General features: G+C 61.5%; 18 protein-coding genes. 10 read left to right on the top strand and 8 right to left on the bottom strand.

Annotated features, from left to right (window positions below):
- Positions 1–15: 15 nt before the first annotated feature.
- From IM760_RS02750 to IM760_RS02715, 8 genes are all read right to left on the bottom strand, one after another.
- A complete protein-coding gene (locus IM760_RS02750) occupies positions 16–891 on the bottom strand; it encodes an alpha/beta fold hydrolase (protein WP_232802237.1) in 876 nt (291 codons plus the stop codon).
- Positions 892–901: 10 nt separating this feature from the next.
- A complete protein-coding gene (locus IM760_RS02745; RefSeq protein ID WP_089033102.1) occupies positions 902–2,086 on the bottom strand; it encodes an acyl-CoA dehydrogenase family protein in 1,185 nt (394 codons plus the stop codon).
- Between the two features lie 19 nt (positions 2,087–2,105).
- On the bottom strand, positions 2,106–3,611 hold the full coding sequence (locus IM760_RS02740; RefSeq protein ID WP_089033101.1) for an acetyl-CoA acetyltransferase: 1,506 nt from the start codon (positions 3,609–3,611) through the stop codon (positions 2,106–2,108).
- Positions 3,608–5,257, bottom strand: a complete 1,650-nt coding sequence (locus IM760_RS02735) for a flavin-containing monooxygenase (RefSeq protein ID WP_116028214.1) — start codon at positions 5,255–5,257, stop codon at positions 3,608–3,610. The genes IM760_RS02740 and IM760_RS02735 overlap by 4 nt, the downstream gene beginning before the upstream one ends.
- Positions 5,258–5,289: 32 nt before the next feature.
- Positions 5,290–6,285: an alpha/beta hydrolase gene (locus IM760_RS02730; protein WP_228234744.1), complete on the bottom strand. Its 996-nt coding sequence runs from the start codon at positions 6,283–6,285 to the stop codon at positions 5,290–5,292.
- 20 nt (positions 6,286–6,305) lie between these two features.
- Positions 6,306–7,145 carry an SDR family NAD(P)-dependent oxidoreductase gene (locus IM760_RS02725; protein ID WP_116028213.1) on the bottom strand — a complete coding sequence of 280 codons (840 nt, stop codon included), beginning with the start codon at positions 7,143–7,145 and terminating at the stop codon, positions 6,306–6,308.
- Positions 7,142–8,074 carry a metal-dependent hydrolase gene (locus IM760_RS02720; RefSeq protein ID WP_014994418.1) on the bottom strand — a complete coding sequence of 311 codons (933 nt, stop codon included), beginning with the start codon at positions 8,072–8,074 and terminating at the stop codon, positions 7,142–7,144. The genes IM760_RS02725 and IM760_RS02720 overlap by 4 nt, the downstream gene beginning before the upstream one ends.
- Before the next feature lie 192 nt (positions 8,075–8,266).
- A complete protein-coding gene (locus IM760_RS02715) occupies positions 8,267–9,331 on the bottom strand; it encodes a transcriptional regulator CypR (protein ID WP_116028212.1) in 1,065 nt (354 codons plus the stop codon).
- A 123-nt stretch (positions 9,332–9,454) separates the two neighbouring features.
- Between IM760_RS02715 and IM760_RS02710 the strand changes: the two genes are divergently transcribed.
- The 10 genes from IM760_RS02710 to secD all read left to right on the top strand — a co-directional run bounded on the left by IM760_RS02710 (position 9,455) and on the right by secD (position 20,280).
- Positions 9,455–9,775, top strand: a complete 321-nt coding sequence (locus tag IM760_RS02710) for a 2Fe-2S iron-sulfur cluster-binding protein (protein ID WP_014994420.1) — start codon at positions 9,455–9,457, stop codon at positions 9,773–9,775.
- A gap of 12 nt (positions 9,776–9,787) precedes the next feature.
- Positions 9,788–11,200, top strand: a complete 1,413-nt coding sequence (locus IM760_RS02705) for a cytochrome P450 (RefSeq protein ID WP_116028211.1) — start codon at positions 9,788–9,790, stop codon at positions 11,198–11,200.
- 17 nt (positions 11,201–11,217) lie between these two features.
- Positions 11,218–12,867, top strand: a complete 1,650-nt coding sequence (locus tag IM760_RS02700; RefSeq protein WP_138774252.1) for a GMC family oxidoreductase — start codon at positions 11,218–11,220, stop codon at positions 12,865–12,867.
- A 75-nt stretch (positions 12,868–12,942) separates the two neighbouring features.
- Positions 12,943–14,175: an NAD(P)/FAD-dependent oxidoreductase gene (locus tag IM760_RS02695; RefSeq protein WP_138774251.1), complete on the top strand. Its 1,233-nt coding sequence runs from the start codon at positions 12,943–12,945 to the stop codon at positions 14,173–14,175.
- Positions 14,176–14,414: 239 nt separating this feature from the next.
- Positions 14,415–15,044, top strand: a complete 630-nt coding sequence (locus IM760_RS02690) for a TetR/AcrR family transcriptional regulator (RefSeq protein ID WP_138774250.1) — start codon at positions 14,415–14,417, stop codon at positions 15,042–15,044.
- 294 nt (positions 15,045–15,338) lie between these two features.
- Positions 15,339–15,854 (top strand): RDD family protein, encoded by a 516-nt coding sequence (locus IM760_RS02685; RefSeq protein WP_138774249.1) that lies wholly within the window; start codon positions 15,339–15,341, stop codon positions 15,852–15,854.
- Positions 15,855–15,864: 10 nt separating this feature from the next.
- Positions 15,865–16,905, top strand: coding sequence for a tRNA preQ1(34) S-adenosylmethionine ribosyltransferase-isomerase QueA (queA, locus tag IM760_RS02680; RefSeq protein ID WP_204427017.1), 1,041 nt, complete (start codon positions 15,865–15,867; stop codon positions 16,903–16,905).
- Positions 16,905–18,035, top strand: a complete 1,131-nt coding sequence (tgt, locus tag IM760_RS02675) for a tRNA guanosine(34) transglycosylase Tgt (RefSeq protein ID WP_410306839.1) — start codon at positions 16,905–16,907, stop codon at positions 18,033–18,035. The genes queA and tgt overlap by 1 nt, the downstream gene beginning before the upstream one ends.
- A gap of 23 nt (positions 18,036–18,058) precedes the next feature.
- Positions 18,059–18,388, top strand: coding sequence for a preprotein translocase subunit YajC (yajC, locus tag IM760_RS02670; protein ID WP_204427016.1), 330 nt, complete (start codon positions 18,059–18,061; stop codon positions 18,386–18,388).
- An 11-nt stretch (positions 18,389–18,399) separates the two neighbouring features.
- Entirely contained in the window at positions 18,400–20,280 is a 1,881-nt protein-coding gene (gene secD / locus IM760_RS02665) for a protein translocase subunit SecD (RefSeq protein ID WP_204427015.1), read from the top strand.
- The last annotated feature ends 13 nt before the right edge of the window (positions 20,281–20,293 follow it).

Here is a 20,293-nt window from a genome sequence, read left to right as displayed (position 1 = left end):
TTTTCTCCTTACCCTCTAGGTATCACCGTGCATTGCTTGTCGCACTGCATCCCGCACCACTTCCGGTCGCTCCATGGGCAGAAAATGGGTTGTTCCAGCCAGAACGTTCAACTCGGCGGAGGGTAGCAAGGCATGTAGGCGCCGGCGCGCCCTTGGCGAGAAGGTTGAGGCGCGTTCCGCGGCCAGTACGACCATCGGACACCGCAATCGTCGGACGGCGGGCCAGGGGTTGTGTTCGGTATGGGCAAAGGTGGTGCTTTCCCATTCCGGCGTACAGGCCAAGCGAAAACGATCATCATGGGCCACGAGGCCGTGCTCAACGTAGTTTTCCAGCCATGCTTCCGGCCAGGTTCTGAAGCCACCACGGCCACGAAAGTTCTCCAGTGCGGCGGCGCGCGAGTCAAACACCCTGCGGCGACGTGCGGCTCCGGCGGCCAGTGAAAACCGCTGTGACTGGCGTAGCAGCTTGGCCGACCACAATCGCCAGCCCTGCCAGGGATCCATGATCACCGGTTCCGCCAGGATCAAGCCCCGCACCTTGTCCGGTCGTCGGGCCGCGGCCATGATACTGGTCGTGGCACCGATCGAATGACCCGCAAGCCAGACAGGCTCATCCAGACTTTCCAGCCAAGCGACAAGGTCTTCGTAGTACGTTTCCCAACCGCGGAATGTTTTAATATCGGCCGCCTCGGCGCTGGCCCCGTGGCCCCGCATATCCCAGGCCAGCACGTTGCAATCGTCAGCCAATTCGTCGAGCAGCGAGCGGTAAACCTGGCTATGGAAGCCCGTCGCATGGGCCCAATGCAGGGTGGGGCGTTCGCGCGATCCGGGCCAGCGCCACAGCGCGATTTGCCGCCCGTCCGGGGCAGTGAATCCGTCACGCTCGATCACGTCACGCGTCTCAGTAGGATTTGGGTAAGCCAAGGACATGTTCTCCGATGTAGTTGAGCAGCATTTCGTTGTTGATTGGTGCAACCTCCATTAACCGTGCCGAAGGCCATAGCGTGATGATGTCGTAGTCCCGGTCGAAACCGTAGCCGCCGTGGGTCTGCAGGGCGGCCTCGACGGCTTTGACCGCCGCGCGAGAACCCAGCAATTTCGCCATGTTGGCATGAGAACCGGCATCGCCACCGGCGTCGAACGTCGCAGCCGCGTGGATCATCATCAGCCGTGCTGCCTCCAATTCGGCCTTGGCCTCGGCCAGCCGGTGCTGTATAGCCTGATAACCCCCGATGGGGGTGCCGAAAGGTTTGCGTTCGTTGGCGTAGGCCACTGCCTTTTTGAGAGCGTAATTGCCCAGGCCCACGGACATGGCGGTGACCAGCAGGCGCTCCGAATTCAGCGCCTCGAACATTCCGGCCAGGCCCTGTCCCGGGTTGCCGATCAAGCGACCCGCGTCGAGTTTGACGTCATCGAAAAAAACCAGGTATTGCCGCTCCGGCCAACCGACGTCGATATTCAGGGGCTGTAGTTCCACGCCGGGCGCGTCGGTATCCACCACGAACAAGGACATACCCTCAGTGCGTCGTTTGACTTCGCCGGCTTTTTGGGTGCGGGCCACGACCAGCATTCGATCGGCGTCCGCCGCACCGGAAATAAAAACCTTGCGCCCGGTCAGCCGATAGCCGTCACCATCCGGTGTCGCCAGCGTGGACATCGCGAAGCTGTTGGTCCCGGCATCCGGCTCGGTGATTGCGAAGCACAGTTTCTCGGCCCCGCTGATTGTCGGCTTGACGAACCGCTCTATTTGCCCGGGTGTGCCATTGCGGATGATCGGCACTCGCGCAAACCCAGTGAGCAACAGCATGGGCAGCACCAGCCCGGCCTCGGCCAGCGTTTCCATCAGCGCGACTAGTTCCACCTGGCCGCCGCCCGAGCCCCCCAGGTCCTCGGGAATGGTGATGCCAAGCAGCCCATATTCGCCCAGCGCTTCCCAGGCCTCCTGAGGGAATCGGTGATTATCGATGCATTCGCGCATGTATTCCCGGGAAAAGCCTTCGCTCACGACGCGGGTGGCCTCGCGAATGTCACGCATGCGTTCGGCTACGCGCGCTTGGTCGAACTGGGCTTCGGACGCGATGCTCATTATCGTCTCCCCCTTGCGCTCACCCCTCCGGGGTAAATAGGTTGCGTTTGCCATCGTGGTGCACGCGGCCCGTGCGATTGAGAAATTCCTCGTTCGTCATGGCATTGAGCAGGTCCGTGTCGGTGGGAGTGTTGGCAACAAACCGCCGGCCATCGCTCAGGCGGCCCAGCACAATACCCTGGACCGGGCGGTCGGCGCGGTCGTGCATGACAGTGTAGGTCTCGATGCGGGCCTTGCCCTGCGCCTGCTCCACCAGTTCCACGACGGGGCCGGCGTCGATCTCGGCTTGCAGCCCGGCCGGATCGATCGGCCGCCAACCGCCGACGGGCGGTCTTCCGCCGTAGAGCCCCAGCGAATGCTTGCTCATGTACCAGCCCACGCCGCTGACCAATCCGGTGGTGCTTCGGTCGGCGCGGATACGGTTCATGATCTCGGCGATGGCGTGGGTGCAATAGTTGTTGCCGGGCCCGCCATGGTAAGCCAAGCCACCCGTGACGGTCAGTGGCCGGGGATCATGCACGGAGATACCCAGCGCATCGCGCGCCATCTGTACAGCGCTGGGGAAACAGCTGTACAGGTCCAGGTGATCGATCGCGTCGATCCCGAGTCCGCTGGTCGCCGCCAGCCGCTCGCCGCAGGCGGTGATCGCCGGCGAGCGGGAAAGATCCGCCCGCTGGGAGACGAACCAATGATCGTGGCCGTTTGCCGCGGCCAGGGGGTACACCCAGCGTTCAGGGTCGATGCCCAGCCGCCGGGCCTTGGCCACGGACATCATTACCAGCGCGGCGGCCTGATCCACCGCGATGAGGGCGTTCATGTGCTTGGTGTAGGGCGCGCCGACCATGCGATTTTTGGGTGAGCGCTCGGCGATATCGGCCGCCGATAAAGGGTCGCGGCGCCAGGCTCGCGGATTGTCGACCGCGACGGCGTTGAATCGGGCATAGAATTCGCCCAGCATTCGTCGGTGCTCGGCTGGGTCAAGGCCGTAGCGACGCCGCAGCGCCTGCTCGAACAACGGATAGATCTGGATGGGCAGATTGAGCCCGTGGCGTTGTTCCGCCGAATTGGTCGGCTCGCGGTCATCGCCGAGCAGTCGCGGACCCTCGCCGGTGGCGGTGTCCAGCACTCCGGACAGGCCGGCGCCCTTGCCGCGCATCTGTGTGGCAAGCGCCTCGCCGCCCGCGATCAAGATACAATCGAGACCACCGGCGGCGATGCGATCGGCATAGTAACCGACCAGCCATTGACCCATGTTCCCGCCTATGGGTGTGTAGAAGCGCTCGCCGGGGTCGATGCCCAGATGCCGCGCCAGGGTGGACGGGGCATCGGAATAAGACGGCGCCAATATGTTGAGACACGTTAACGACTGGATCTGACCCAGAACCCCGGTCACACCGCAGTCCGCCGCCGCGGCTCGGGCAGCCTCGGCGACCAGGCCTATGGGGGTGCGCTCGGTATCCGGTTCGCGCGCGCTGATCTGGCCGGCGCCGACCAGCACCGGTGTTGTTTCCTCATGAGTCGTCATCGGCGAATAACCTCCGCAACGGTATCATCTCCGGGAAAAGGCCTGCTGTTGGACGTCAGCCTTGAGTCATCTGATAGCCATCCTGCCGGATAGGCCTTTTTGAAATGGTAATGAGCCATGGGCAGGTGTTTCGCTCGCCAAAGCATCTCGAAAGAGGTAGAAGGTCGAAGCATGGGCGCGTCGCCATGATGATCGAAGTAATAGCTGTTAGAGGCCGCGCAATTGTGGTTAAGGAACACCGTCCCTTGTTGGCGTCGTTGGATATTCCGGAAGTAGCGATCGTGCACGTCTTGACGAATCTCCACGCAAGTCGCGTCCCGCTTTCGGGCGGCCTGGATGCAGCGCGCCACGTGAATGGCGTTACCCTCGACCATTTTGAAATAGGATGAACCAATCAGCGCGTATGGACCCAGCATGATGTAGAGATTGGGGTAGCCGGGTACTGTCAGGCCCTCATAGGCCTGGTAACGGTTCCGCTCCCAGAATTCGCCCAGATCCACACCGCCGCGTCCCACGACTTCATAGGAGGGCAGATTGCCCTTTTCGAAAACCTTGTAGCCGGTCGCCAGGATCAGCACATCGATCTCGTGCTCAATGCCGTCGATGGTCTCGATGCCCTTGGGAGTGATGCGTTGGATAGGGGTGGTGATCAGATCGACGTTGCTACGGCTGAAGGTGGAAAAGTAGTTGTTGGAAAATGTCGGCCGCTTACAGCCGAAGCCATATCGCGGGGTTAATTTGCCCCATAACTCCGGGTTATCGGGCAATTGCTCGCGCATGTTGTTGACGCCGGCGCGCTGGGCCCATTGCACCAGCCAAGGAAAGCGCCGATAGTAAACCGCCGCGATGATCATCAACGATTCGGTCAGCGCATCGGTGGTGGTACGTACTCCCTGCTGGGCCAGGCTCGACCAACGAAAGACGGTGCGCATCCAGCCGGGCATACGGACATCCGGTTTCTTGAGTACCCAGATGGGCGTGCGCTGATAGACATCCAGATGCGCCACCCGCGGGGCGATTTCGGGAATCAGCTGCACCGCGGTGGCGCCGGTACCGATCACCGCCACCCGCTTGCCGGTGAGATCCACTTCGTGGTCCCAGCGCGCGGTGTGCATGCGCTCGCCCTGAAAATCCTCGACCCCTTCGATATCCGGCATCTTCGGCGAGATCAACCCGCCGGTGGCGGACACTAGGTGGCGTGCGGTGACACATCCCTTGTCGGTTGTCACCCGCCACAAGTGCTCGCCTTCATCGAACTCGGCACGCTTCACGCTGACGCCGAAACGTATGTAGGGATAGAGGCCGTATTTGCTGGCCACACGGCGGGCGTAGTTCTGCAGCTCGTCACCCGGCGCGAAGACCCGCGACCAGTTCGGATTCTGCTCGAAGGAAAAAGAGTAGACGAAAGAAGTGATGTCCACCGCCACGCCGGGGTAGCGGTTGTCGCGCCAGGTGCCGCCGACATCGGCGGCACGCTCGATGATCGATAAGGATTTCATGCCGCGGCTGAGAAGCTCGATGGCCGCGCCCATTCCGGCGAAGCCGGCGCCGATGATCAAAATCTCGTGGTCGGGTTCAGCGCTCCCGTGGCGCGGCGCCCGCTGGCCACGACGGCTTTGTTGAATCCGGTCCTCCGCGACATTCATAGTGGTCCTCCTTCCAGTTTTTAGCAGGCCGCTTAGCCGCTATGCGCGAGGCGCAGTTTCGTCCGTGCCACGGCCCGGGTGCATGCTACGGGCGCCGACAAATGCCGGCGCATAAAGCCGACTATTTCGGTAACGTCCTGGCGCGCCTCCGGCAACATGGAATGAAACACCGGCCACACATGTGGCATATTCCAGCGGGCGCGCAGGGTCACGGCCACGCCGGCCTGGCGCGCACGGTGCGCTACCCGATAGGCATCATCACGGAGGGCCTCGGATTCGCTCACAGTGAGCATAAGAGGCGGCAGGCCACGGAAATCGCCGTATATCGGTGAGACATAGGGATCCCGGGGATCATGGCCGGCCAGATACAGATCGGTGGCCATCTTGATCATGCGTGGAGTCAGCATGGCATCGCTGGCCGCGTTGGCCTGGCGCGACGGTGTATCGCCAACCGCATCGGCGCCGGGTGAGATCGACACGGCGCAGGCTGGCATGCGGGGGGAGGAATCGGGCGAGGCGGCCTGCGCATCGCGCAGCCTCAGCAGCGTGGCCAGAGTGAGGTTGCCACCCGCGGAATCTCCGATCAGGGCCAGCGGCTCGTCAGGATAGTCCTCGGCCAGCGCCCTGTAGGCATGGTGGGCATCGTCGAGGGCGGCCGGGTAGGCCGCCTCCGGCGCTAGGCGGTAGTCGATCCAGAACACGCGTGCGTTCAGTCTCTTGGCCAGCTGCCCGCAAAGCTCAGCATAAGTAGGGAAACGGCCACTGATAAAGGCGCCACCGTGGAGATACAGCACGGTGGCCGTGGGCTGACTGGGACTGACACGCACCGCCGGCACGCCGGGTGGTACGGCCGGTTCATTGCCAATGGTGGTCTTGCGCGCGGTGACTCCGGACGGCAGCCCGCCCGGCAGGCGGGCCATCGCGGCGATGCGCCGTAACCGCATCACCAACTCGTCGGGACTAGCCGGCTCGCGTTTCATCAGTAGCCGAAAACCACGGTCGGCAACTCTTGCCGAGAATGATGTCATGATTTGCCTCCTGCCGGATATCAGCCCCCGGCCAGGCGATACGCCTCGCCCAGCGCGCGAGCGTATAGCCGCGGCGCGTAGCGCTTGAACCGCCACATGAAACGCCCGTCGAACTGCGGCACCACATAAAGTTGCTTTCGATCGAGGGCGTCCAGGGTCCGGCGTGCCACCTGGTCGCTGGTGGCGAAGGTCCACTTGCGCATGGCGGCATGGGCGAAATCGCCGCGGTGCTCGGGCAGGCGCGCCTTGTCCAGAATGTTGGTGGGTACCACGGTGGGACACAGGGCCGAAACATGCACGCCGGTGCCGGTCAGCTCGGCCGCCAGAGTTTCGGAGAGTGAAAGGACCGCGGACTTGGTCACGTTATACGCACTCATCTCCGGCGCCGCGCCGAAACCGGCGGCCGAAGCCACGTTGACAATGCCGCCGTAGCCCAGTGCGCGCAGCTTGGGTGCGAAGAAGTGACAACCATGAATGACGCCCCAAAGATTGACTTTGAGGCACCAGCGCCAATCGCCAAGCGGCACTTCTCCGATGCGGCCGCCTACGCCCACCCCGGCGTTATTGACCACCAACGTCATTGGCCGTCCGAGCAGCGATTCGGCCTTGTCGGCGAGCGTGGCCATCTGCTTTTCACTACCTACGTCGCAGCGGTAGGCGACAGCCCGACCTTCGCCCAATTCCGAGAGTATGCTGGCGGTTTGCTCGGCGCGCTGGCGGTCTATATCCGCGCAGATCACTGATCCGCCACGGCGCACGATCTCATAGGCGAAGCTGCGGCCGATGCCGCTGCCCGCCCCCGTGACCAGGGCCGCCGCCCCCTCGGAGGGTTTCAGTGTTTTACGCTTGGCACCGCTCACGCCGCCGTCACTCGTTCCGCTGTTGTGTCACGCCTGTTATCGTCATGCCATTGCCGGAATGCTTGGTAAGCCTGCTGGGCATCACCGGTTTCCTCGTAGGCGCGCTTCCAGGCGTGGATGACTTCCCGGTTATCGGCGTCCCATGGATGGAAGCGGGGGGAGAGAAAAGGCAGCGTATCGATCACAAAAGCTCGGGTGAAGATTCCAGGTGCGAAGTACAACCACTTAATGGCGCGCAGTGCCGAGGGGATGTTCGTGAGCTGCCGATCTTTCCAGAGGAAATACAGCCAGTTACCGTGCACCAGAGGCAGGAAAAGGGCTGTACCCAGAGCGAGCGTCGCCATGCGGATTGCGTAAGCGCGGACGCCGCCCCCGCTTACCTCTCCGAACACGTCGAAGCTGACTGACTTGTGCTCCGTCTCCTCCACGAAGTGCCAGAACAGCATGGCGGCGACTTCCTGCCTGGTATCGTCCCACAGTTCCGGATGATCGAGCATTACCTGGGAAATCACGGCCGTGAAATGCTCGAAGTTCGCGGCCATGGCGCACTGGGTGGCGCCGCCCAGGTAGCGTTGAAGGGGCTTTCTGATCGCCTTGAACACGGCCTCCGCCCGGTCTATTGGAATGCCGTGCGCGACCATCGCTTCATTCATGGCGTCATGCTCCCGTGCATGGGAGCGTTCCTGTCGAATAAAGCTGATCGCGGCTTTGCGCACTGACGGATCGTGAAGATTCTCGAGTTGCTTACTCGTGGCCTGCATGACCCAGCGCTCGCCGTCCGGCACCGCGGCCAGGATCGCGTTCATCCAGTGAGTGATCCACGGATCGTTGTTGAACCAGTGGCGCGGCACCGTCTCCGGGCTCATGCCGAAATTCAAATCCCTGTGTTCGACTTCATCGTAACCAATCTTGCGGCTCGCGATCACCATGTCGACCTCCTGAGTAGTTCGACTGTTGAGTCACTTTATTTGGGCGATTGACCAAATGTCAAGGCCCGAAAAAAGCAGTCAGTGGATATCTTCGCGCGCCGGGAAACAGATCGCGTCAGACCGGCGGGAAAGGCCGGTCGAGATACGGTACAAAAGAAAGGAAACGGAATGCCGGAGCGTGGTACCGGACCACTAGGGGGCAGGGGGTAGAGTGTGCCGGGAACCGGCGTGCTGCCGGTACTGATCGGGCGAAAGACCGAACCAGCGCTTGAAGGCACGCCTGAAATTGGCTCCGTCATGATAGTTCATCAACGCGGCGATGGCTTCGATCGAAAGCTTGCTGTCACACAGGTAGCTGATCGCTTGCCGGGATAGGATTTCGTCACGAATTTTCCTAAAACTACTGTTTTCCTCCTTGAGCTTGCGAGCGAGAGTGCGTTTGCTCATGAAAAGGGAGGCCGCTGCTTCGTCTTCGCTGAGCGAACCGGGGGGTCTCGATAGCATCATCTTCTTAAGCCGGGTCTGGTAGCTGGGCTTGTGGTTCTGAAGCTCGGCAAGCATTGATTCACATTGCTCAAGAGCCAGGCGGTAATTTTCATGATTGGCGGAGGCGTTCGGTTCCAGGCACAGTGCCATCGGCAGTTTTAGTGTGAACTTATCGGAGCCAAAACGAATGCGACCGGGCAAGTAGTCCGAGTACATCGCGTGGTACTCAGGTGTCCGGTGGGTAAAACAAATTTCAGCCTCATGTAGTGGGCGACCGACAACGAACTCGCCGAATTCAAGCAGCACCACGATCATGGTATCCGCCAGGCAACGCTCGATATCCGCGTCCAGCGGCACTTGGAAGTCCAGTCGGCATTCCAGGTGTTCTTCAGCTTCCTGCAGGTGTAGCTCGACGATGCTTGCGCGAGTAGGTAGGAATGTCTGAATCGCCTGTAGCGCGGTGAGCAGGTCCGGACTGCTCGAGGCGGCAAAACCGATGGCGCCGTGGGTCGCCGGGGTCAGACGCTTACCCAGCCGTAAGCCGAACTCAAACTGGCCCGACAACGCCAGTGCATTGCGTAAAATCCGCACCTGGTGAGCTGGCGTGAGCAGACTGTCCTCGCCCAGAAATTGCGCGATACCGAGACCGGTACCTTGCAGCAACGAGGGTAGCTGGCTGACGGTTAAGTCCAGCTCGCGGGCAATAAGTCGTGAATAGTTCGACGGAATGCCGCCTTCCGAAGCTTTCGGTTCACCCTTCTGCTGTGTCATTGATACGGTCCGTTGATAGGCATGCCTGTCTTTAAATGACCCCAGTGTGTCAATAAATGACCTCCCCGGCAAGCGAATCAACAACCACGATGCAGTCATTAAGTTACTTGCTGGAGAAAGGTCTTGGGTAAGATTACGTTCATTGAGCATGACAGTACCGAGCACATTGCCGAGTTTGAATCTGGTTCCTCGCTGATGCAGGTTGCTGTTAATAACGCTGTGCCCGGCATCGACGGAGACTGCGGTGGGGAATGCGCCTGCGGCACCTGCCACGTGATAGTGACCGATGAATGGTTCGGAAAGACCGGGGAAATAAATGATGCTGAAGAGCAGATGTTGTCCATGACTCCGGAGCGGGCAGAAACTTCTCGGCTGGGCTGTCAGATTCGAACCACTGAGGCGATGGACGGTATGACCGTTCTGTTGCCTGAATTTCAGATGTAGCGGGAGGTCACCATGTCAACCAAGTCAGGCACGAACGATGCCATGCAAACAAAGATGATTAATGCCACATCGAGATTGGTGCCTATGCACTTACAGATCAAGGCACTCAAATCTCTGATGAAAGCGAAGAAAAAGGCACTGGGGTCAACACGCCCACAGGTCAAGTTTCTCGAACAGCCCGTGCCTGACGTCAATACCCTGGCACTTGAGGATATTGACACCAGCAACCCTTTTCTGTATCGGCAAGATCAGTGGGGTGCCTATTTCAAGCGGTTACGTGATGAGGCACCGGTGCACTTCCAGAAAAGCAGCCAGTTCGGGCCATTCTGGTCGGTGACACGCTATGAAGACATTTTGTTCGTCGATAAGAATCACGAGCTCTTTTCCTCCGAGCCACAAATCATTCTGGGTGATCCTCCGGAAGGGTTGTCGGTGGAAATGTTTATCGCCATGGATCCGCCAAAACATGATGTGCAACGCCGGGCGGTCCAAGGTGTGGTGGCACCCCAGAATCTCAAGGAAATGGAGGGGCTGATCCGGCAGCGCGCCGCCGAGGTGCTCGACAGTCTGCCCCTGGACAAGGCTTTCAACTGGGTGCCGGCAGTGTCCAAGGAGTTGACCGGGCGTATGTTGGCAACGTTGCTGGATTTCCCTTACGAGCAGCGTCACAAGCTGGTTGATTGGTCGGACCGACTGTCCGGAGCATCTTCGGCGACTGGTGGCGAGTTTACCGACGAAGACATCATGTTTGACGATGCCGCGGACATGGCCTGGTCATTCTCGAGGCTTTGGCGAGACAAGGAGGCACGACGCAAGGCTGGCGAGCCTCCGGGTTTCGACTTGATCAGCATGCTACAGAGTAACGAGGATACCCGGGATTTGATTAACCGTCCGATGGAGTTTATCGGCAACCTGGCGCTGCTGATTGTTGGCGGCAATGACACCACCCGCAACTCCATGAGCGGCGGTGTGCTGGCCCTGAATCAGTTCCCCGAGGAATTCATCAAGCTGAAGAAAAACCCGGAATTGATTCCGAACATGGTTTCGGAAATTATCCGCTGGCAAACTCCACTCGCGCACATGCGCCGGGTTGCCACGCAGGACGTGGAGCTGCGTGGTCAGACCATTAAGAAAGGGGACCGCGTGTTGATGTGGTATGCCTCCGGTAATAGAGACGAACGAAAGTTCGAAAATCCCGACCAGCTTATTATTGATCGAAAGGACGCGCGGAATCATATTTCCTTTGGCTACGGCATTCACCGTTGCATGGGCAACCGTCTGGCTGAGTTGCAATTGCGGATTTTGTGGGAAGAGTTACTCAAGCGCTTTGATAACATAGAGGTCGTGGGTGAGCCCGAGCGTGTGCAGTCCAACTTTGTGCGGGGCTATTCCAAGCTAATGGTCAAGTTGACCGCAAAAAATTGAATTCACGTCCGGAGCCGATGTCATCCGAACAGTTCGATTATGTCGTGGTTGGGGCGGGCTCGGCCGGATGCGTCGTCGCCAACCGTCTATCCGAATGCGGCCGCCATTCGGTGCTGTTGCTTGAGGCCGGTCCGGAGAGTCGCCGCAATCCGTTCGTGAATATGCCGCTGGGCTTTCTGCAGCTGATCTTCAGTCGTCGCGTTAACTGGCAGTTCAATACCGAGCCGCAACGGCACATGTATGGCCGTGCCTTATATCAGCCACGAGGCAAGATGGTCGGCGGGTCCAGCGGCATGAACGCGCAGGTCTACATTCGCGGACATGCCCGGGACTACGACGAGTGGGCACGGCTCGGTTGCGAGGGGTGGTCGTATGCCGATGTGTTGCCTTACTTCCGAAGATCCGAACATTTCGAGCCGGAGTTGGCGGCTCTTGAAACGGCGTTTCATGGTCGGGGTGGCCCGCTTAATGTTGCCGAGCGCCGCTATACCAATCCGCTAAGCACGGCGTTCGTCAAGGCGGCGATGCAGGCGGGCCACCGGCGCAACCCGGATTTCAACGGACGTGAGCAGGAAGGCGTGGGCTACTACTATGTTTATCAGAAGGACGGCGCGCGCTGTAGCAATGCGCGTGCCTATCTCGAACCCGCGGCGTTTCGGTCCAACCTGACTGTCCGCAGCGGAGCGCACGTCACGCGTGTGTTGCTCCAGGGCGGCCATGCCACCGGTGTCGAATATCGGAGCGGGAAGGGGCTGGCTCAGGTCCGTGCCCGGCGCGAAGTAGTTCTCTGCGGCGGCGCGTTTAATTCTCCGCAGCTGCTGATGCTTTCTGGAATCGGGCCGCGCGGTGAACTGTCCCGGCACGGGATTGAATTGCGTCATGAGCTGGAGGGCGTGGGACGGAATCTGCAGGATCACATCGACGTGTTCGTGCGTGTTAGAGCGCGCGACCGCCAGAGCATTTCCATGCATCCGAGCTACTGGTTCAAGGGCCTTCGGGCCCTGCTGCAGTATCTGAGCGGTCGTCGCGGTTTACTGTCGAGTAACGGCGCCGAGGCCGGTGGGTTTATTCGTTCCCGTGCGGAAGAGCCGATCCCCGACTTGCAACTGCATTTCGGGCCGATGCTGTACGCTGATCACGGGCGGGATATGAAGACCGCGATGAGCGGTTATGGTTACATCGTGATGATTTATGGGCTCCGGCCTTTGTCGCGCGGCCACGTCGGTTTGCACAGTGCCGATCCCTTCGCGGCACCGCTGATAGACCCCAATTATATGGCTGAGCCCGCCGATGTCGAGAGACTCGTTCGGGGGGTGCGTTTAGTCCGCAGGATTCTGGAGCAGCCGGCTTTCGCGTCTCACCACGAGGTCGAGATATCGCCGGGACCGACGCTGCGCAGTGACGAAGACCTCGCCAGATGGGTGAGGCGTAGCGGCGAGTCGGCCTACCACCCTGTAGGTACCTGTAAGATGGGGTTGGATCCAATGGCGGTGGTCGATCCCCGACTGCGCGTGCATGGCCTCCGGTCCCTGCGGGTGGTTGATGCTTCCGTTATGCCGACCCTGGTGGGCGGAAATACTCATCAGCCGGCGACCATGATTGGCGAGAAGGGGGCCGAGATGATTCTCGAGGATTTCAAGGTTTCCCGCGGCCGATCGCGGTATTGAGTGCGGCGTGCTCGTCCCCATGGCGTTTGTAATCGTGAAATCGGACCCCAAGGCACAGTAGAAAAGAGATAGGCTATGACGAACAATCAGAAACAAACGACGGTCATCGTTGGCGGCGGGCACGCGGCGGGAGCGCTTTTGACAACACTGTTGCAAAAGAAATATCAGCATAAAGTGATTCTGGTGGGCGAAGAGCCCCACCCACCCTATCAGCGCCCGCCTCTGTCCAAGAATTACCTGACAGGCGAAGTTGATCAGGGTTCACTGTATTTGAAGCCAAGTTCAATATATGAAAAGGCGGGTCATCAGTTGCGGCTCGGTGTGCGAGTCGTGCAAATCGATCGAAACAACAAAATCATCCGGTTGTCGGACCAGAGCACCTTGAAATACGATCAACTTGTCCTGGCCACGGGATCGCGTGTTCGGCGTTTGAATGCGCCGGGAGCGGACTTGAAAGGCATTCACTATTTGCATGATATAGCCGATGCGGATAACTTGCGCCAACAATTAGTTGCAGGGAAACGTTTGGTCATCGTGGGTGGCGGCTATATCGGTCTCGAGGTCGCCGCCAGCGCAAACAAGAGCGGCGTCGATGTCACCGTACTGGAAGCCGCTGATCGGCTTATGCAACGGGTTACTGGGCCGGAAATGTCCGCATTCTTTTACGCCAAGCATACTGACGCCGGCGTGGACGTACGTTTGAACACCGCGGTTACCGGCTTCGAAGCGGGAGAGCAAGGTTGTGTGACGGGCGTGAGATTGGCGAACGGCGGTATCGTGCCGGCCGATATCGTGCTTGTTTCCATCGGTGTTCTTCCGGAAACCGCTCTAGCCGAGGCCGCGGGCTTGCCCTGTGATGACGGTATTGTCGTTGACGAGTTTACTCGTACCGCGGATCCCGCTGTCCTGGCGATCGGCGACTGTACCCGCCACCGGAATCTGTTATTTGAAAAGATGCAACGACTTGAGTCCGTGGCGAATGCCGTCGATCAGGCTCGTACTGCGGCGGCGACGCTTATGGGTGAGCGCGTGCCCTACACAAGCGTGCCGTGGTTCTGGTCGAACCAGTTTAACGTACGCTTACAAATGGTGGGGTTATCTCAAAACCACGATCAGCGGGTGGTTCGCGGTGATCCCTCGGATGAAGCGTTTGTGGTATTCTATTTACGCGGAAGCCGGCTGGTGGCCGTTGACGCGGTAAATCTGCCCATGGCCTTCATGGTCGGGAAGAAGCTTGTATATCAAGGCAAGGACGTCGATGTTGAAGCATTGAAAGATCCGAGCACCGAATTGAAATCGTTGGTATAAGGCATGATACCGAAGCAGCATCGGCATTCGGTGCGACGCAGACCGTACACGGCCCGGACCTCCTCCCTGGCCAGCTGACCAAGGCCGGTGGTGCTTAGCCGATGACTTGTGAGAAAATCAGCGGGCCGCGCGGATCTTCGGCGTGACGAGCCATTACGGGGAAGTCGTCGGTCTGACGCAGGCAATGGACTCTCGCAATTCGGATTCGCGCCGTACCCCGAGGCCGGAGGAGAAAAACCATGAGAAAAAAGCGCCCGGCCGGTCCGGCCCGGTCTGATCGTCAGTTTGTATTGACATCCGCCGCTCGACTGTTTCGTGAGCAGGGCTATGACCGGACCACGGTGAAAGAAATCGCAAAAGCGTGTAATTTGCTGCCCGGCAGCCTTCATTACCGGTATCAGGCCAAGGAGGATATTCTTGTTGATCTGATGCGCCTTGGTTTGGAGCAAACCTCGACTGCTGTCTCCGAAGCCGTGGCCGGTGCGGCGGAACCCGTGGAGCAGTTGCGTAGAGGCATCAATGCGCACCTTCAGATGCTGGTCAGCGGCTCGGACATGGTCTATGTACTGTTGTTTGAGTGGCGTTCTCTGCGCGGCGAGGCACGTAAGGAGATGATCAAGTTGCGCGACCGTTATGAGTCCCTCTGGGCGACTATGCTCAAGTCACTGGCGGAGAAAGGGGTAATTCGAAAGGAAGTGGATCTTGATTTGCTGCGGCTTATAGGCCTCGGCGCGCTCAACTGGGTAGCCACCTGGTTTAGCGACGATGGTCGCTACACGCTAGAGGAGATAGGTGATTTTGTCTGGCGCATGATCCGGGACGCGGTGCTAAAGGAGCGCCGGCACGATGTGCGGACTGAATACGGTTGATCGGCGCCCCTATGGCTCTAACGTCAGGCCCCGGAGCATCGGCGCCTCGGTGAACCCCGCTCCGGCAAGGCGCGGTCTTTGGATTGATCACGACAGAAAGTTCGCCAGAAGTGGGTCTGGGCAAGAGGCGCCCGGTGGCGGATCATTGGCGGTTTTGAATCGGTTTCTGCTACACTCGCGCATTGGGCCAAGTCCCGCTCTGCTACCCAGCATGAAACGAAGCTCCCGCTAAACGCGGGCTTTTTATTCCGTATCCGTTCGTCGCCAGACGCTGGTCCGCCCGTCGGAGCCCCCATGATTGAAGACGCCAAACCCGCCGGTTTGCTCAAACGCTTTATGGCCCTGGTTTACGACGGCTTCCTGGTGATCGCCCTGTGGTTCGTCAGCGCCGGCCTGTTCGTGCTTCTCTATAACCATACCGGCCTGCCGGTGCAGGACATCAACGGCGTCACCCGCGCCGACCCGATGGTGCTGCGCGGCGTGCTGTTCCCGCTGCTGATCCTGGAAACCTGGGCCTTTTACGCCTGGTTCTGGCTGCACGGCGGCCAGACCCTGGGCATGCGCGCCTGGCGCCTGCAGGTGCGCGACTACCGGGGCGGCCCCATGCGTTTCTGGCAGACGGTGGCCCGTTTCGCCGCCGCCGGGCTGTCCTGGCTGACCCTCGGCGCCGGTTATCTGGTGGTGCTGGTGCACCCGCACCAGACCCTGCATGACCGCCTGTCGCTCACCGCCACCGTGGTGTTGCCCCGGCCCGGCGCCGCCGCCAAGGGCGGCGCGAAGGGCAAGAGCGGAAAAAGCGGCAAGCGGTGAGGACGGTTCCGTGCGTGTAGACGACTTCGATTTCGAGCTGCCCGATGCGCTGATCGCGCGTCATCCGCCCGCCGAGCGCCGCGACGCCCGGCTGCTGACCCTGACCGGGGACGGTTTCGGGCACCGTCGCTTCCCCGATCTGGCCGACCACCTGCGCCCCGGTGATCTGTTGGTGTTCAACGACACCCGCGTGATCCCGGCCCGATTGCACGGGCAGAAAGACAGTGGCGGCCGGGTGGAAGTGCTGGTGGAGCGGCTGCTGGAAGGCCACGAGACGCTGGCCCATGTGCGCGCCTCCAAGTCGCCCAAGCCCGGCGGCTGGCTGCATTTCGAGCAGGGCGTGGCCGCCCAGGTGCGTGGCCGGCGGGGCGAGCTGTTCCATCTGCTGTTCACCGGGTGCGAGTCGGTGCTGGACGCCCTGGAGCGCATCGGCCATGTGCCGCTGCCGCCTTATATCGACCGCCCTGACGAGGCCGCCGACCTGGAACGCTACCAGACGGTTTATGCCCGGGAGCCGGGCGCCGTGGCCGCGCCCACCGCCGGGCTGCATTTCGACGAGCCGTTCCTGGATCAGTTACGCGATCAGGGCGTGGACACCGGCTTCGTGACCCTGCACGTGGGCGCCGGCACCTTCCAGCCGGTGCGCGTGGACCGGGTCGAGGACCATCATATGCACAGCGAGCGGTTCCGGGTGCCGGCGCCGCTGGTGGAGCAGGTGGCGGCCACCCGTGCCGGTGGCGGCCGCGTGGTGGCGGTGGGCACCACCGCCCTGCGTGCCCTGGAGGCGGCCTCGGCGGACGGCGCTCTGCGCGCCGGCGAGGCGGAGACCGACATCTTTATTTACCCGGGCTATCGCTTCCGGCAGGTGGACGCCCTGGTCACCAATTTCCATTTGCCCCGCTCCACGCTGCTGATGCTGATCAGCGCCTTCGCCGGCCGTGAGCGGGTGCTGGCGGCCTACCGGGAAGCGGTGCGAGAGCAATACCGTTTCTTCAGTTATGGGGACGCCATGTTTATCGAACGCGCCGGGCACGGCGACGGGGAGGCCTGATGTCACGACTGACCTTCGACCTGCTGGGCAACGACGGCCGCGCCCGGCGTGGCCGTCTGACCTTCCCGCGCGGCACCGTGGAAACGCCGGCCTTCATGCCGGTGGGCACCTACGGCACGGTCAAGGCCATGCTGCCCCGGGACCTGGCCGACATCGGCGCGGAGATCTGTCTGGGCAACACCTTCCATCTGATGCTGCGCCCCGGCACCGAGGTGATCGGCGCCCACGGTGGTCTGCACGGCTTCATGCAGTGGGACAAACCGATCCTCACCGATTCCGGTGGCTTTCAGGTGTTCAGCCTCGGCGAGTTGCGCAAGATCTCCGAGCAGGGCGTGGTGTTCCGCAGCCCGATCAACGGCGACCGCATCGAGCTGGGTCCCGAGATCGCCATGCGCGTGCAGCGCGACCTGGGCAGCGACATCTGCATGATCTTCGACGAGTGCACCCCCTTTCCGGCCACGGAAAAGGAGGCGGCGGACTCCATGCGGCTGTCCCTGCGCTGGGCGGAGCGGTCCAAACGGGCCCATTTCGACGACCTGGGGAACGATGCGGCCTGTTTCGGCATCGTACAGGGGGGCATGTACGACGCGCTGCGCCGGGAATCACTGGCCGGCCTCACCGACATCGGCTTCGACGGCTATGCCATCGGCGGCCTCAGCGTTGGCGAGCCGCCGCAGGAGATGCTGCGTACCCTGGGCGAACTGACACCGCACATGCCCGGTGAACGGCCGCGATACCTGATGGGGGTGGGGCGGCCGGAAGACATTGTCGAGGCGGTGCGCCGCGGCGTGGACATGTTCGACTGCGTGATGCCCACGCGCAACGCGCGCAACGGCCATTTGTTCACCGCCGAAGGCGTGATCAAGATTCGCAACGCGCGCCATCGCCACGACCTGGGGCCCCTGGAAGAAGACTGTGATTGCTATACGTGCCGGCACTTCTCGCGCAGCTATCTGCACCATCTGGATCGCTGCAACGAAATGCTCGGCGCGCAGCTCAACACCATCCACAATCTGCGCTATTACCAGCGCCTGATGGCTGGATTGCGGGGGGCTATTGAAGCGGGTACATTGAGCGCCTTTATTAGTGACTTCTACGCGGCCCTGGGCCGTCCCGTACCCGCGCTTTAACGACGATAACGTGGAGTAACGTAATGAACTGGTTGATTTCTCCCGCGCACGCCCAGACCGGCGGCGCCGCACCCGGTGGTGGCGGCATCGAGCTGATCATGCTGGTGGTGATGGTGGTGGTGTTCTACTTCTTCCTGATCCGCCCGCAGCAGAAGCGCGCCAAGGAGCACAAGAACCTGGTGCAGAGCCTGAACAAAGGCGACGAAGTAATGACCAGCGGCGGCATTCTGGGCCGGGTCACCAAGGTCACCGACGACTTCGTGGTGCTCGAGATCGCCAACAATCTGGAAATCAAGCTGCAAAAACAGAGTGTCCAGGCCACGCTGCCCAAGGGCACCATCAAATCGATTTGAAGTAACGCCTTATGACCCGCTATCCGCGCTGGAAATTCTTCCTGCTGTTGGCCGTCCTTCTGGGGTGCGGCCTTTACGCCCTGCCGAACATCTTCCCGGACGTTCCCGCCGTTCAGATCAGTGCCAATGCCGCCGGCGAGGAGGTGCCCGCGTCGGTACGCCGCCAGGTGGCCGAGGCGCTGGACCAGGCCGGGGTGGAACATGGCCCCGGCGAAGCCGTCAATACTTCCTGGCTGGTACGGCTGGACAGCACCAATGACCAGCTGCGGGCGCGGCAACTGCTCAGCGATCGCCTGGGCGACGACTACGTGGTGGCGCTCAACCTGGCGCCCACCACGCCGCAATGGCTGCGCGCCGTCGGTGCCTCGCCCATGAACCTGGGCCTGGATCTGCGCGGTGGCGTGCATTTCCTGCTGCAGGTGGACATGGAAACGGTGATCCGGCAGCGCATGGAAGCCTGGTCCGGCCAGGCCAAGATGGCCCTGCGCGACGAGGGTATCCGCTACCGGGACGTGGCCATCGACGGCCAGAAGCTGGTGGCGACCTTCGACGATCAGGTGGCCGCCGACGCGGCGCGGGCGCCGCTGCGCACCGCCCTGCCGGAGTTCACCCTGAATCAGGCGGAGGAAAGCCCGCGTCTGACGCTGACCCTGAACGCGTCCACCCTGGAAGAGTTGCAGGACTACGCGGTGGAGCAGAACCGCACCGCCCTCAACAACCGGGTCAATGAACTGGGCGTCGCCGAAGCGGTGGTGCAGCGCCAGGGCGCCGACCGCATCGTGGTGCAGCTGCCGGGCGTGCAGGACGCCGCCCAGGCCCGCCGCATCCTGGGCCGCACCGCGACCCTGGAGTTCCGTCTGGTGGCGGATCAGTACTCCGCCCAGCGCGCCGCCACCGGCATCGCGCCTCCGGGCACCGAGATCTTCCCGTTCCGCGACCAGAACAACCGTCCGGTGATCCTGGAAAAATCCAAGATCGCCACCGGTGACCAGGTCACCAACGCGCAGATGGGCTTCGACCAGCAGAGCGGGTCGCCCCAGGTGAACGTGGAGCTGGACTCCACCGGCGCGCGCAGCATGCAGCGGGTCACCTCCAAGAACGTGGGCAACCCCATGGCGGTGCTGTTCATCGAGACCAAGACGGAAATGAAGACCGTCGAGGGCGAGAACGGCGAGCGCCGTCAGGTGCCGGAAAGCACCACCGACCGCTACGTCATCAATGTGGCCACCATCCAGGACACCCTGGGCAGCCGCTTCCGCATCACCGGTCTGGACAGCCCGGCGGAGGCCTCGGAGCTGGCGCTGCTGCTGCGCGCCGGTTCGCTGGCGGCGCCGGTGACCATCGTCGAGGAACGCACCATCGGCCCGAGCCTGGGGCGCGAGAACATCGAGGCGGGCCTCAAGTCCATGGTGCTGGGCATGGCCCTGGTGCTGGTGTTCATGCTGGTCTGGTACAAGGTGTTCGGCATCTTCGCCAACATCGCCCTGCTCGGTAACCTGGTGATCATCGTCGGCGTCATGTCGCTGATCCCCGGCGCCACCCTGACCCTGCCGGGCATCGCCGGCATCGTGCTGACGGTGGGCATGGCGGTGGACGCCAACGTGCTGATCTACGAACGCATCCGCGAGGAACTGCGCAACGGGCGCCGCCCCCGCGAGGCCATCGACGAAGGTTACAACCGTGCCTTCACCACCATTCTGGACGCCAACATCACCACCATGATCGTCGCGGTGATCCTGTTCTCCGCCGGTACCGGCTCGGTGCAGGGTTTCGCGGTGACGCTGTTCATCGGCATTCTCTCGTCCATGTTCACGGCCATCATCGGCACCCGCGCGATGGTGGAAATGACCTACGGTCGCGGCGCGCGCGCGCCGTCCAAACTGAGCATCTGAGGCGGTCATGTCC

It is taken from the genome of Alloalcanivorax marinus (assembly GCF_016906305.1).
GTDB classification, from domain to species: Bacteria; Pseudomonadota; Gammaproteobacteria; order Pseudomonadales; family Alcanivoracaceae; genus Alloalcanivorax; species Alloalcanivorax marinus.
This window is presented reverse-complemented; position numbering and strand designations above follow the sequence as displayed.

Bases quoted from the DNA above. Each gene is read 5' to 3' on its own strand.
- IM760_RS02745 (WP_089033102.1), bottom strand. From the start codon at position 2,086: ATGAGCATCGCGTCCGAAGCCCAGTTCGACCAAGCGCGCGTAGCCGAA.
- IM760_RS02740 (WP_089033101.1), bottom strand. From the start codon at position 3,611: ATGACGACTCATGAGGAAACAACACCGGTGCTGGTCGGCGCCGGCCAG.
- IM760_RS02735 (WP_116028214.1), bottom strand. From the start codon at position 5,257: ATGAATGTCGCGGAGGACCGGATTCAACAAAGCCGTCGTGGCCAGCGG.
- IM760_RS02730 (WP_228234744.1), bottom strand. From the start codon at position 6,285: ATGACATCATTCTCGGCAAGAGTTGCCGACCGTGGTTTTCGGCTACTG.
- IM760_RS02720 (WP_014994418.1), bottom strand. From the start codon at position 8,074: ATGGTGATCGCGAGCCGCAAGATTGGTTACGATGAAGTCGAACACAGG.
- IM760_RS02715 (WP_116028212.1), bottom strand. From the start codon at position 9,331: ATGACACAGCAGAAGGGTGAACCGAAAGCTTCGGAAGGCGGCATTCCG.
- IM760_RS02705 (WP_116028211.1), top strand. From the start codon at position 9,788: ATGTCAACCAAGTCAGGCACGAACGATGCCATGCAAACAAAGATGATT.
- IM760_RS02700 (WP_138774252.1), top strand. From the start codon at position 11,218: ATGTCATCCGAACAGTTCGATTATGTCGTGGTTGGGGCGGGCTCGGCC.
- IM760_RS02695 (WP_138774251.1), top strand. From the start codon at position 12,943: ATGACGAACAATCAGAAACAAACGACGGTCATCGTTGGCGGCGGGCAC.
- IM760_RS02690 (WP_138774250.1), top strand. From the start codon at position 14,415: ATGAGAAAAAAGCGCCCGGCCGGTCCGGCCCGGTCTGATCGTCAGTTT.
- IM760_RS02685 (WP_138774249.1), top strand. From the start codon at position 15,339: ATGATTGAAGACGCCAAACCCGCCGGTTTGCTCAAACGCTTTATGGCC.
- tgt (WP_410306839.1), top strand. From the start codon at position 16,905: ATGTCACGACTGACCTTCGACCTGCTGGGCAACGACGGCCGCGCCCGG.
- yajC (WP_204427016.1), top strand. From the start codon at position 18,059: ATGAACTGGTTGATTTCTCCCGCGCACGCCCAGACCGGCGGCGCCGCA.
- secD (WP_204427015.1), top strand. From the start codon at position 18,400: ATGACCCGCTATCCGCGCTGGAAATTCTTCCTGCTGTTGGCCGTCCTT.